This is a genomic window from Acinetobacter gandensis (assembly GCF_001678755.1).
Classification (GTDB): Bacteria; Pseudomonadota; Gammaproteobacteria; order Pseudomonadales; family Moraxellaceae; genus Acinetobacter; species Acinetobacter gandensis.
The window spans coordinates 69,026-82,879 of the sequence record NZ_LZDS01000023.1 but is presented as its reverse complement, the minus strand read 5'-3'; the positions used below and the strand labels follow the sequence as shown (position 1 = coordinate 82,879).

Below are 13,854 nucleotides of genomic sequence, written 5' to 3'. Positions count from 1 at the left end.
GATTACATTCTCATTGGGCCGCCAGCACCACCACGGTTGCTGCGTTTAGCTGAATCATTTGAAGTATCAGAACCGTCGGCAATCACGACTTTGTCACCCTGTTTTAAGCCACGGATCACTTGTGCGGTCACACGGTTATTTAAACCGAGTAATACCGGTTGTGGTTGAGCTGAACCATCGGCTTGTAGTACACGAACCATCGCAACGCTGGCTTTGCCTTGTTTGACCAATGTTTTTTCAGCTTCAGTCAGTTCTAAACGTTTAGGACGGTTTGGATTGTCTTTGTTCGATCTAGCTTCTGCGCTGGCTTTTTTATCAACAGATTCACCATTTGCAGATGCATTATTACGGCTACGTTGTGGACGGTTCGAGGTTTGAACGGCTGCGGCAGGTACAGTCAAGACATTCTTGGCTTCATCTAAAATAATATAAACTTGAGCAGTCATATCGATACGCAATTTGCCGTCTTCATTTGGGACATCAAATAAAGCATTGTAGTAAACCGCAGTACTTGAAGACGAAGAGGTGTTGTTGTTACTTTCGGTGTTAATTGAGTTTGGCGCAGGTTCAACTTGGCGCAGGGTAGCATAGTGTTTTGTTTCACTGTCGCCCAAGGTTGTAAAATAAACGTTTTGACCTTCTTGGACTTTCATCACATCGGCTTCAGAAATTTCAGCTTTAATGGTCATGGTGTCGAGTTTTGCCAATTTCACAATGGTTGGCGCACTTTGGTTGGCATTTACGGTTTGACCTTCTTCAGTCACAATCGCCACGATGGTTCCATCCATAGGTGCAACAATTTGTGTATAGCCTAAGTCTTCTTTTGCAGTCGCTAAAGTTAAACGTGATTGTTCGATTTGTGCATTAATGGCTGCAATATCAGCTTGCGCAGTTTTATAACTTGCTAGCGCAGATTCAAGTTCTGCACGACTAGTCGCGTCTTGAGCGTACATTGCTTGTTGACGATTATATTCAGCTTGGACTTTTGCAAGATTTGCTTGTTTAACTGCCAATTGCGCTTGTTGGTTTTTGATGCTGGCTTCTGCAGTTTTTAAATCATTTTCCTGACGTACCGAGTCAATACGGGCAATCAGCTGACCTTGTTTCACTTCATCACCGAGTTGCACATACATCTTTTTCACCTGACCAGAAACCTGTGCACCAACACTCACCATTTTGGTTGCTTCAAGTACACCTGTTGCAAGTACAGAGTTTTCAATGTCACCACGACTCACTTCAGCAGTAATATATTGCGGCTGAGTTTCTTTAGGTTTTAGGAAATGCCATGCAGTGACAGCGATTGCCAAAGCAACGATGATGGCTACGATCAATTTTGCTGGTTTTATTTTTGGCATGGTTGGCAGTTAAAAGTTTAGAAAGATGATTGAATTATAAGATTTAAATACGGATAAATTGTGAACTTTTTGAACAAATAGAAATTATAATTATTCTTTTATGCTGAAATGCAGGTTATTACAGCCTTTTCATTAGACTAGAAGAGTCTGCGCCCACACAAGCTGGCAATGGCTTGTTGTACTAAGTGCTCAGGATTTTCATGACCTAAACCTTTAATTGACGCGTCTAAACGAAGTAATAGAGCAGGCCAAGTCAGAAATTCATTGGCATTCAAGCGGCGTAGCGCTTGTTGATATAATCCAATTTTCGTTTTCCAAATACCCAGCTGTAAAGCATTTTGTGGTTGCTCAAACAGTTGCATCAGCAAGCGCATTTCCTTGCTGATACTCCATAAAATGAGTGACATTGGCTCACCAGAGGCAATCAAATATTGAAAAATTTTAATTGATTGAGCCAAATTGCCTTGCAGCATGGCATCATTTAAATCGTAAGTGGTGTAGCGTGACTGATCTTGTAAGCAAGCATACAAATGATCAATTTGTATGATGTCTGCTTCAGGATAGGTATCCGCAACTCGCATCAAACTATTCTTGGCTGCAAGTAAGTTATGTTCATGATGCTGTTCTAACCATTGCCATGCATCATTGGCGAGTTGAATGCCGAGTTTTTGTGCTTCAACGGCCAAAATTTGTTGACGGTCTTTGGGATAATTGGCAGTCAGTGCAACATTGACACCATTGGCATCGATGGTTTGAAAAAAGCTGGTTTTTAAGCTGCTGCTATCCTGCTTAGGCATAACAATGAGTAGTAAATTACTTTCGTTATGTTGCAAATAGCTTTTTAATAATTTTAACGCACTGGCATCGGGTTTAATGTTGCCATGCGCCTCAATGGCTAATTGATTAGAAAATAATGACAGGCTATTGAGCGCATTAAAGACATTTTTCCAATCGGAAGCTGAACTGATGTCATAACGTTGACGTTCAACTTCTCGACTATTCCAGCTCTTACGAAATGCATCCAGTAAATTTTGTTCGAGTAAGGGCTCTTGACCATGCAACACCCAGGCACCTTGAGCGTCATCAACACGTTTTAATGCCTGAAGGTAGTCAAGTTTCATGGATGGTTCTTACTCAGCTTTGCTAGGTGCAGTTAATGGATTGGCTTTTGGTAGGCGATTTGAAGAAATCTGACGCACAATCTGTTGTGCAATATCATCAATAATCACTTGTTTTAGATATTTTTCTTCTTGGTCATCGGTGTTCACCGTTGCTACGTCATATTGGTAACTGCGTGTTGCCATTAATGTACGAGGTTCAGTGACTGGATTACCTTGTGCATCTTCAATACGGAACGTAACGTTTAGACGCAGTAAGGTTTCTACCAACTTACCATTTAACTCTAAACGACGAGGGGTGTAATCGAGTACGTGGAGGACATAGGCATCAGGATTATTGCTTAGTTGTACGCCGGCAGAACCTAAATAGATAGCCAATTTTTCATGGAGGTCATCGGTCTCTTCAGGCAGGACGAGACGCATTTTAGAATAGGCAACTGGTACAGAAGCAGGATTGGCACCTTTTAAGTGAAATCCACAACCGACCATGCCTGCGCTTAGGCCCAAAGTTAATACAATTGCAGCAACACGTTGAACCAAATGCATGTGGTGTCCTCTGTTTCCCGAAAGGGATAATTTTTGAAATCCTGTGTGGATTGTAAAGTCAAAGCCCGTTGACTGGCAACGGGCTTTGTTTGGGAATTGTGAATTCCTTCATAAAGTTCCTTCTCCCTCTGGGGGAAGGCTAGGATGAGGGTGATTTTTTCAACTTAGCTCTCCCTAACCCTCACTTGCAGAATTGTTTAAAGCAGTGCTTAAACAATTCTTCAGGAGAGGGAACATAAGGATATTAAACCACCAAGTTCACTAACTTACCTGGTACAACGATTTCTTTCTTCGTCGGGCCAGTCAAGAATTGCTGAACTTCTGGAAGTGTTTTGGCTTGTGCCAAGATGTCATCTTTCGACGCATCTACAGAAACTTCTAATTTGCCACGAAGTTTACCGTTCACCTGAACCACAATGGTTTGGGTGTTACGAGTCAATGCAGATTCATCCACTTGTGGGAATTGTGCTGATGTTAATTCGATACCAAACTCAGCCAATAATGTTTGACTCAAGTGCGGTGCAAATGGTGCAAGTAAAGTTAAAAGTGCGGTAATAGATTCACGTGCAACGGCGGCATCGTTATCATCTTTTACTTCAAACTTATTGTTTGCGTTTAGAAGTTCCATCATCGCTGCAATAGCAGTGTTAAATGCATGACGACGTGAAATGTCATCACCCACTTTTTGGATGGTTTCATGTGTTTTACGACGTAGGTCTTGTGCAGCAGTTGAAAGCGTAGCTTTATCAATCGCAGTTGCTTGCTTGCCTTGTTCAAGGAAGCCAGTCGTTAAACGCCATACACGTTTCAAGAAGCGGTTTGCACCTTCAACACCGGCATCAGACCATTCAAGTGATTGATCTGGTGGCGCAGCAAACATCATGAACACACGCGCAGTATCTGCGCCGTATTGGTCAATAATCGCTTGTGGGTCGATACCGTTATTTTTCGACTTCGACATTTTCTCTTGACCACCAACGATCACGTCCTGACCATCTTCTTTGTATTTCGCAGAAGTGATACGACCTTTTTCGTCTTTTTCAAGTTCGATGTCAGCAGGGTTAAACCACGTTTTCTTACCTGATTCAGCTTCGCGGTAGTAAGTATCTGCCAATACCATACCTTGGGTGAGCAAGTTAGTGAATGGTTCGTTGCCTTGTACCACGCCTTCATCACGCATGAGTTTGTGGAAGAAACGTGCATAAAGTAAATGCAGAATCGCGTGTTCAACACCACCGATATATTGGTTTACAGGAAGCCAAGTTTGACCTGCTTCAGGTTTCACCATGCCATCGGTAAAGTCTGGAGATGCATAACGTGCATAGTACCAAGAAGATTCTACGAATGTATCGAGCGTATCTGTTTCACGACGAGCGTCCCCACCACAGCATGGGCACGTTGTTTCGTAGAATTCAGGCATTTTGTTCAATGGATTACCTGAACCATCTGGTACAACGTCAGTTGGAAGTACAACAGGAAGCTGCTCTTCAGGTACTGGCACTTGACCACATGTATTACAGTTAATCATTGGAATTGGACAACCCCAATAACGCTGACGAGATACACCCCAGTCACGTAAACGGAATTGAACTTTAGAATTCGCAAGCTCTGTTGGTTCTAATTTCGCAAGGAATGCATCGTATGCGCCTTGGAAATCTAAACCATCAAATTCGCCTGAATTAACAAGTTTACCTTCTTTCGAGCCGTACCATTCTTGCCATTGAGTTGCGTCAAAGTCTGCATCATCAGCGCCTTTGGCATCAATCACTTGCTTAATGGTTAAGCCGTATTTGTTGGCAAATTCAAAGTCACGTTCATCGTGTGATGGGACTGCCATCACTGCGCCTGAACCGTAAGACATTAATACGTAGTTTGCGATCCAAACCGGAACTTCTTCGCCAGTGACAGGGTGCTTCACAGAAAGACCTGTTGCCATGCCTTTCTTCTCAGCAGTTGCTAGATCTGCTTCTGCAACTGAACCCATACGGCATTCTTCGATAAATGCTGCAAGATCCGGGTTGTTTTCAGCTGCTTTAAGTGCCATTGGGTGCTCTGCTGCAACGGCAACATAGGTCACGCCCATTAAGGTATCAGCACGAGTCGTAAATACCGTTAAACCATCTGCATAAATTTCTGGATTTGCTGATGGGAAGGTAATGTCCATCCCTTGTGAGCGACCAATCCAGTTACGTTGCATGGTCAACACTTGTTGTGGCCAACCGTCTTTTAGCGTGTCTAAATCGTCAAGTAATTCTTGCGCATAGTCAGTGATGCGGAAGTAGTACATTGGAATATCACGTTTTTCCACCAACGCACCTGAACGCCAACCGCGTCCATTTTCAACTTGTTCATTTGCAAGAACAGTTTGGTCGACTGGATCCCAGTTTACTGTTGAAAGTTTACGGTAGATCAGACCTTTTTTATAAAGTTGAACAAATAACCATTGTTCCCAGCGATAGTATTCTGGTGTACAGGTCGCAAATTCACGATCCCAATCTACAGAAAGACCTAACTTTTTAAGCTGATTACGCATGTAATCGATATTTTCAAAAGTCCATTTTGCCGGTGCAACTTGATGCGCAATTGCAGCATTTTCTGCAGGAAGACCGAAAGCGTCCCAACCCATAGGTTGAAGTACAGTTTCACCTTGCAGGCGATGGAAACGGCTAATTACGTCACCAATAGTGTAGTTACGCACATGACCCATATGGAGTTTGCCACTCGGGTAAGGGAACATCGAAAGGATATAACGACGTGGGCCTTCTACTTGGTCGGCAACTTTAAAGGCTTTGCGAGTTTCCCAGTCCTGTTGGACGCTTGGTTCAATCGCACTGGCTTGATATTCAGGGTCAATGTGAGTAGTCATAAACGTAAATTAGAAATAACGGTTAAAAAGTTTGTGCTACAGCATAGCGCAAAAAGCACTTAGAGTGAATTTTGCAATGCGTTCGCAAGATAAATAATCGAATTTAAACTGCAGTGTTTTGATCAATCTTATTGAGGTGCGGCAGAAACTGCTTGACCTTGGCGAAGGGCGTCATTGGCTTCTCGTTGTTGGTCTTGTTGTTGCTGTTCTTGTTTCTCTGCTTCACGTGAAACATTTTCATTATTTTGGGTTGGATTGGCTTGAGTAGATTGGCTTGCACCATAAGTATTTACTTTACCTTTACGCTGAGCATTCTTAGGTGGCGGTGTAGTGGTGTAATGTGTTGAACCTTTCGAATCCACCCATTTGTAATATTCTTTGGCTGAGACCTGTGTAGTTGTTAAACCTAAGCACAATGATGAACATAATAGCGCAATAGGTGTGAATGCAATTTTCATAACATTTCTTTCCGTGATTTTGAATGCGATGCAGGCGAATATTTCTAAATTTTGCGCTAATTTAAATCTGGAATCTATGCCTTTTTAAGGTGGAATAGATAAGTGGGCGAACAGGGCGATGTAATCGCAGTTTGGGGAAGTCGTTATGGTTTTATTTTGAGCAATTTTGTGACCTAAGCACTAAAAATCAGTAGTGCTAAGAGGAGTAATAACTGAAAAAGTGCAGAAGAATAGAAATAATTCATTTAAATTATTTATTAGATTTATAAAAGTTTTTAATGGTTGTTTGAATAAATTGTTATGAATGAAGCAACTGTTAAGAATAACTGCAACAGGTTGTTGAATAAAAAACAGTCGGTCTGTAATTAATCAGAAAAAAGCCAATCTTTAAACTTGACTTTAATGGTCGAAACCACAAAAATGCTGTCTTTAGTTTTATATGCCTTAGATCGATCACCCTTCGAATGAGTGCATTTTAGCAATGGACATCTTCTCTAGCCGAGACGTTGAACAAAGCCAACAAAATATGTTTATCCCAACATGTTTTAGACCCCATATTGCTCAAACAGCAAGCAGGTCAGATTTTTTTCTTATTGCTATGAAAACTATGAAATTTGTGTGCTATAACAGAGCACACAGTTAATGAATTAACCACGACAAATGCCCTCCATTTGTGCGTGAAAAAAGATTAGGGTGAATCACGTTGGAACTTTTATCTGGTGGTGAAATGCTTGTTCGCGCTTTAGCGGACGAAGGCGTTGAACATGTTTTTGGATACCCAGGCGGCGCAGTACTCCATATTTATGACGCGCTATTTCAACAAGACAAAATAAATCATTACCTCGTACGTCATGAACAAGCAGCGGGCCATATGGCTGATGCTTACTCACGTGTAACGGGTAAAACAGGTGTGGTTCTCGTCACATCTGGTCCGGGCGCAACAAATACCGTAACGCCAATTGCTACTGCTTATATGGACTCAATCCCAATGGTGATTTTGTCTGGTCAGGTTGCAAGCCATTTAATCGGTGAAGATGCGTTCCAAGAAACGGATATGGTTGGTATTTCGCGTCCAATCGTTAAGCACAGCTTCCAAGTGCGTCACGCAAGTGAAATTCCTGCAATCATCAAAAAAGCATTTTATATTGCATCATCAGGCCGTCCAGGTCCTGTAGTTGTCGACATTCCTAAGGATGCGACCAACCCTGCAGAAAAATTTGCATACGAATATCCTGAAAAAGTGAAGATGCGTTCGTATCAACCACCACACCGTGGTCACTCAGGTCAAATTCGTAAAGCAATTGATGAATTAATTCATGCGAAACGCCCGATTATTTATTCAGGCGGTGGTGTTGTTCAAGGTAATGCGTCAGCGCAATTGACTGAGCTTGCACATTTATTGGGCTACCCAGTAACTAGCACATTGATGGGTCTTGGTGCTTATCCAGGTAACGATGAACAGTTCATCGGTATGTTGGGTATGCATGGTACATACGAAGCAAACATGACTATGCACAACGCAGATGTAATTCTGTGTGTAGGTGCGCGTTTTGATGACCGTGTAACCAATAATCCTGCGAAATTCTGTCCAAATGCCAAAGTTATTCATATTGACATTGACCCAGCGACAATTTCGAAAACGATTATGGCGCACATTCCAATTGTGGGTGCAGTAGAACCTGTATTGACAGAAATGTTGTCACAATTGAAACAGTTGAATGTGTCTAAGCCAAATCCAGAAGATATTTCAGCTTGGTGGAAACAAATCAATGAATGGCGTCAAGTTCATGGTTTGAACTATGACAAGCCAACTGATGGTTCAATGAAACCGCAACAAGTGGTTGAAGCATTAGACAAGATTACCAATAGCCAAGCGATTATTACTTCTGACGTTGGTCAACACCAAATGTTTGGTGCGCTTTACTATAAATACACACGTCCACGCCAATGGATCAACTCTGGCGGCTTGGGTACGATGGGAGTTGGTTTGCCATACGCAATGGCGGCGAAACTTGCATTCCCTGAGCAAGACGTTGTGTGTATTACTGGTGAAGCATCTATTCAGATGTGTATCCAAGAGCTTTCTACATGTAAGCAATATGGCTTAAATGTAAAAATTCTATGCTTGAATAACCGTGCTTTAGGTATGGTTAAGCAATGGCAAGACATGAACTATGAAGGTCGTCACTCAAGCTCTTATGTTGAGTCACTTCCTGACTTCCCTAAATTAATGGAAGCGTATGGTCATGTAGGTATCGAAATTAACCATGCAAATGAGCTTGAATCTAAACTTGCTGAAGCGATGGCGATTAATGATAAATGTGTATTCATTAACGTGATGGTTGACCGCACTGAGCATGTATATCCAATGTTGATTGCAGGTCAATCAATGAAAGATATGTGGCTACACAAAGGGGAGCGCACACAATGAGACATATTATCTCTGTACTCGTAGAAAACGAAGCTGGTGCGCTTTCACGTTTAGTGGGCCTGTTCTCTCAACGTGGTTATAACATCGAAACTTTAAACGTTGCACCAACTGAAGATCCAACGCTTTCTCGTTTGACATTGACCACTTATGGTGATGATCACAAGATTGAGCAAATCACCAAGCAACTGAACAAACTTGTTGAAGTTGTGAAAGTTGTTGATTTGTCTGAAGGTGCACACATTGAGCGTGAATTGATGTTGATTAAAGTGAAAGCTTTAGGTGCAGCACGCGCTGAAATTAAACGTACTGCCGACATTTTCCGTGCACAAGTGGTAGATGTAACGCCAACCACGTATACCATTCAAATTGCAGGTACAACTGAAAAGATTGATGGTTTTATTGATGCCTTGGCTGAGAACACAATTTTAGAAGTTGTCCGTTCTGGTGTATCTGGTATCGCACGTGGCGAAAAAGTTTTAACGATCTAATTTTTTAAATAAATTCATCCTCACTCGGAAGGGTGAGGGCTTAACGAAGTGAACAAACAACAAAATCACAGCGTTAAGTCACAGGAAACAAATGCATTTTAGCGGAGACAGCAATGCAAATTTTTTACGATAAAGACACCGACTTATCTATCATCCAAGGCAAAAAAGTAGCAATCATTGGTTACGGTTCTCAAGGTCACGCGCATGCGCTTAACCTTAAAGATTCTGGCGTTGACGTAACTGTTGGTCTACGTGCGAACTCTACTTCTTGGAAAAAAGCTGAAAATTCAGGTCTTAAAGTTGCTGAAGTTCCTGCTGCTGTAGCACAAGCTGACGTAGTGATGATTTTGACTCCAGATGAGTTCCAATCACAACTTTATCGCGACGTAATTGAGCCAAACATCAAGCAAGGCGCGACTTTAGCATTTGCTCACGGTTTCTCTATTCTTTATAACCAAGTTGTTCCACGTGCTGACTTGGACGTAATCATGGTTGCACCTAAAGCACCTGGTCACACAGTACGTTCTGAATACCAACGTGGTTCAGGTGTTCCAGATCTAATCGCTGTACACCAAGATGCTTCTGGTAATGCACGTAACGTAGCGCTTTCTTACGCTTCAGGTGTAGGCGGTGGTCGTACTGGTATCATCGAAACTTCATTCCGTGAAGAAACTGAAACTGACCTTTTTGGTGAGCAAGCAGTTCTTTGTGGTGGTGCTGTTGAACTTGTTAAAATGGGCTTCGAAACTTTGGTTGAAGCTGGTTATGCTCCAGAAATGGCGTACTTCGAATGTCTACACGAGCTTAAATTGATCGTTGACTTAATGTTCGAAGGCGGTATTGCGGACATGAACTACTCTGTATCTAACAACGCTGAATACGGCGAATATGTAACTGGTACTGAAGTAATTAACGAACAATCTCGTGAAGCGATGCGTAATGCGCTTAAACGTATTCAATCTGGTGAATACGCGAAGATGTTCATCCAAGAAGGTGCGTTGAACTATCCTTCTATGACTGCTCGTCGTCGTCAAAACGCGGCGCATGGTATTGAAGTAACTGGTAACAAGTTACGTGCGATGATGCCTTGGATTCAAGCAAACAAAATCGTTGATAAAGAGAAAAACTAATTTCTCGAATCAGTTGATTTGAATGCGGAAACCCACTCTTTTTGAGTGGGTTTTTTATATTGGAAACTTCATGCCTTAAAAATGGAAAAGTGGTGCGTACTTTGTGTTTCATTCAAGGCTGTACTTTTCCTCCTCTTACTTCTTAAAAAAACAGTGTTTTATACATATTGGATTGAATTAAATAAAAGCTTTGAGTAAGTGAACACTATTTTCTTGACCAAGTTGTATTAATGCAAAATTCACATATCTTAAGTAAGTTTTTTATCATTGAATGTGGAGCTAAGTTTATTTAGAGAATGATTGATGGTGAGTAAAAACATATAAGCTAGAAATACGTGAACTTTGAATGAAAAGTAATTCTGTAATTTATTTTTGTTTCAAATCTCCTATATTTGTGTCATGTGTGTGGAATTTGGATTGTGATAGAGTTGACATAATTGATGCTACTCGTGTGGTGACTTCCGTGAGAACAATAAAATCCATCCTATTCTTATCTATATTTATCTCACTCCCTAGTTTTGCTGAAACGACACCAAATTCAACAGAAAATTTAGTCACTTTAAAAGATGTTCGAATCTCAATGCAGCGAATGCTGAAGTCAACTGATGGGGCGTACTTTTTAGATTTATATGCAGGGATTTGGAATCCTCATGGAACCTTGAGTAATTTGCAAGAGCAAACAAGGACTATGTTTAAAGGCAGTCAAAAAGGCGATTTAATCTCACTACAGTCCACCGATCAAGCTGAAGCCAATCCCTACACTTTAACGGGGAATTTGAATGCTAATTCGGGGCAATTTAAAGCTGAACTTAGTGATTTAAAAAATCCAAATACAAAGAGAGCGGTCACCTTTGAACCTGCATTTAAAGCAGTAGATAAGCCATTATTGGTTTTTAAATTCTACGGTTTGGAGGGTGCAGATCAGCCTTACGGTCGAACGCTAAAACGTGTAGATGTTATAAATAAAAATAATGGGCAAGTGATTCAAAAGCTAGAAGGATTTAATGCCTTTGGAAATAGTATTGGTTTTCTTGATATGAATTTCGATGGCTTTTACGATGTTGTACTGTCTGATACTTCAGAAGCCCGTAAAATTGAAGATAAACGCTTTATATACTGGATGTACAACCCGCAACTCAAAGCATTTCAACGCTCACCACAACTGGAAAAAATCGTAGGTTTTCCAACGTTGAAAGGAGAAAGTCAAAAAATTGATTTTGGTGTAGGTGGTCAGTATCGTGTTGATCAAGGATTGTTATATCCCTTAAATGATGAATAACATAAATCCAAATAAAAGCCCTTTGTGAATGCATGGGGCTTTTTTATGCTGTGAATGTAGAAAGTAGTTAAACATGAAATGATGAATTAAGTGAGAGATGTTGAAGCAGATTTATTGATTAAATAAATTAAGAGTTATCGATAAAAAAACAGTAATAGTGGAGTAATATTTATGAACCAATGAACATGATTTTTACATTATTAAAATCTTTCACAAGTTTAAAAAATATAAAGATTAGGGTTAAGTGTGCTTTTTATGTAATTTGGATGTCATTAAGGTTAATTAAAAAGTGAAATTGTGACAATAAATGTAATATTTGGTGATCGAGTGTTTATAAAAAATTAAGAAAAGACATACCTGAAATAGGGGATTCAGGATTTGAATTTTGAGATGGATTTGCATTCTTAATCGGTATACTTAAAAAATATATGTGAATATTCATTTAATTAAATTTTAATTAAAGCTGATTTTGAGTTATTTTGCGATTAATTTGTTGAATGTGTAACATATTGTAAACTTATTTTTTTGTTAAATACGATTAAAAACAGTTACTTAGATTATCCCAAAAAATAGGGAGAACGAAAAAATACCAAAAAATTGGGAGTTGGTTAACAGTTTTGAATTTTTTGTAGATTTTTTTAAATCATTAATAAAAACAATACTTTTTTTATAACGATGCAGGAAATTTTCAGAAACTAATAAATTCACGTGATTTTTCACTAATAGGTTTTTTTTATTTTGAGATGCATAAGAATGGATTTACTCAAGTGGAGTTGATGTTTCAAGCACACCGAGTGGAATGGAACTCTAAGTTAGGGTATTAAAAATTATAAATTTTCTTTGAAAAAAGAATGCGGAGAAATGGTATGTCTACATCTAAAATTTTAACTGCAGTTATCACTGCAGCAGCATTAGCACTTCCTGCAACAGCTGCATTTGCAGGTAAACCAAAAGAATCTAAACAATGTGGCGGTGCACCGTGTGAAGGTGAAATCGATATTGAATTGGAAATCTTAAAAGCGTGTGAGTTATTGGTAGGTAAAGACATTAAATTGGCTGAAACTAGCTACACAGGCTCAAGTTCTTTCCAAGTAACAACGAATACGCCATACACACTAAATTTATCTACACTAAATGCTGGTACAAGTGCAGATACTTTTGTTAAACATGCAACCACTACTGATAAAGTATTTACAAAAATCACGACCTCAAAAGGTGGTGTGAATTATCCAATCGGTTCTACACCTGTAGCAGGTATGTCTGTAGATAACTTTGCAGTGACAGTTGCGCCTAAAACAGCTGTTTCAGCTACTCAACGTGCTGGTATTTACAAAGATACTTTATTCATTAAAGTAGCGTACTAATCGTTTTCTAAGAAGTTGATTCTACATGTGAGGGTCAACTTCTTTTGTTTTTATATATAAAAAAATTAATAAGATTCAAGGGGGATGTATGAAATTTTTAATCAAGGCGCTTTCTTTTAGTCTTATTGTAGGTCTTCTGAATACTGCAGCATTTGCAGGTATTTCAATTAGTCCTGTGCAACTTTATTTAACGGATAAGTCTAAGCAAAGAAGTGCAACGTTTACCCTAGAGTCTAAAGGAGATGATGAGTCTCCACGCGTTTTTGAAGCTCAAGCAGTCAAATGGACACAAAGCCCGACAGGTGAAGATATTTACTCTCCGGTATCTAATATTATTATTAATCCTAAAAACTTTATTTTAAAGCCGAATTCAAAACAAATGGTTCGTGTAGGCTTTACACAATCTGTTGAAAGCATGAATTTAGCGCAAGAAGAAGCATGGCGAATCATTTATACAGAATTGCCGCAAGTCACCAATGATGATTCAAAAATTGCACTTTTACTCAGCATAAATGTGCCTTTTTTTGTGGGTAAACAAGAACCTGCGTATTTAAAATTTATTTCTACTAAACAAAATGGCCGTACCGTTATTAATGTTGAAAATTTAGCAAAATCACATATTCAAATCCAAAAACTATACGTGATGGATAAAAATAAAAATGTGGTGGCTGAGTCTTCAGATATGAAATATCTCTTGGCACACGGTAAAAATCGTTACGATATTGGAAATGTCACGCTCAATGGTGCAAGCAATTACAAAGTGGTTGTAGAAACTGACAAAGGCGACACCCCTTTGGAGTTTAATTTAGTTGAGTAGTG

General features: G+C 39.8%; 11 protein-coding genes. 6 read left to right on the top strand and 5 right to left on the bottom strand.

The window, feature by feature from the left end:
• Positions 1–2: 2 nt before the first annotated feature.
• The 5 genes from A9J31_RS07530 to A9J31_RS07510 form a co-directional block, all read right to left on the bottom strand.
• Positions 3–1,355 (bottom strand): MacA family efflux pump subunit, encoded by a 1,353-nt coding sequence (locus tag A9J31_RS07530; protein WP_067763557.1) that lies wholly within the window; start codon positions 1,353–1,355, stop codon positions 3–5.
• A 137-nt stretch (positions 1,356–1,492) separates the two neighbouring features.
• Positions 1,493–2,476, bottom strand: coding sequence for a DNA polymerase III subunit delta (holA, locus tag A9J31_RS07525; protein ID WP_067763555.1), 984 nt, complete (start codon positions 2,474–2,476; stop codon positions 1,493–1,495).
• Positions 2,477–2,485: 9 nt separating this feature from the next.
• Positions 2,486–3,019 carry an LPS-assembly lipoprotein LptE gene (locus tag A9J31_RS07520; RefSeq protein ID WP_067763553.1) on the bottom strand — a complete coding sequence of 178 codons (534 nt, stop codon included), beginning with the start codon at positions 3,017–3,019 and terminating at the stop codon, positions 2,486–2,488.
• Between the two features lie 244 nt (positions 3,020–3,263).
• The gene (gene leuS, locus A9J31_RS07515) at positions 3,264–5,885 is read right to left on the bottom strand and encodes a leucine--tRNA ligase (protein ID WP_067763551.1); all 2,622 of its coding nucleotides are present in this window, start codon (positions 5,883–5,885) and stop codon (positions 3,264–3,266) included.
• Positions 5,886–6,013: 128 nt separating this feature from the next.
• Positions 6,014–6,343 carry a DUF4124 domain-containing protein gene (locus tag A9J31_RS07510; RefSeq protein ID WP_067763549.1) on the bottom strand — a complete coding sequence of 110 codons (330 nt, stop codon included), beginning with the start codon at positions 6,341–6,343 and terminating at the stop codon, positions 6,014–6,016.
• Positions 6,344–7,046: 703 nt separating this feature from the next.
• Here A9J31_RS07510 and A9J31_RS07505 point away from each other — a divergent pair.
• The 6 genes from A9J31_RS07505 (at position 7,047) to A9J31_RS07480 (ending at position 13,852) form a co-directional block, all read left to right on the top strand.
• Complete coding sequence (locus tag A9J31_RS07505; RefSeq protein WP_067763547.1) at positions 7,047–8,774, top strand: acetolactate synthase 3 large subunit; 1,728 nt, start codon at positions 7,047–7,049, stop codon at positions 8,772–8,774.
• Entirely contained in the window at positions 8,771–9,262 is a 492-nt protein-coding gene (gene ilvN / locus A9J31_RS07500; protein ID WP_005016393.1) for an acetolactate synthase small subunit, read from the top strand. Before A9J31_RS07505 ends, ilvN begins: the two co-directional genes overlap by 4 nt.
• Positions 9,263–9,375: 113 nt before the next feature.
• Positions 9,376–10,392: a ketol-acid reductoisomerase gene (ilvC, locus tag A9J31_RS07495; RefSeq protein WP_067763545.1), complete on the top strand. Its 1,017-nt coding sequence runs from the start codon at positions 9,376–9,378 to the stop codon at positions 10,390–10,392.
• A 346-nt stretch (positions 10,393–10,738) separates the two neighbouring features.
• Positions 10,739–11,671, top strand: coding sequence for an XAC2610-related protein (locus A9J31_RS07490; RefSeq protein ID WP_342669170.1), 933 nt, complete (start codon positions 10,739–10,741; stop codon positions 11,669–11,671).
• 866 nt (positions 11,672–12,537) lie between these two features.
• Positions 12,538–13,035: a hypothetical protein gene (locus A9J31_RS07485; RefSeq protein ID WP_067763543.1), complete on the top strand. Its 498-nt coding sequence runs from the start codon at positions 12,538–12,540 to the stop codon at positions 13,033–13,035.
• 88 nt (positions 13,036–13,123) lie between these two features.
• The gene (locus A9J31_RS07480; RefSeq protein WP_067763541.1) at positions 13,124–13,852 is read left to right on the top strand and encodes a fimbrial biogenesis chaperone; all 729 of its coding nucleotides are present in this window, start codon (positions 13,124–13,126) and stop codon (positions 13,850–13,852) included.
• Positions 13,853–13,854: the final 2 nt, after the last annotated feature.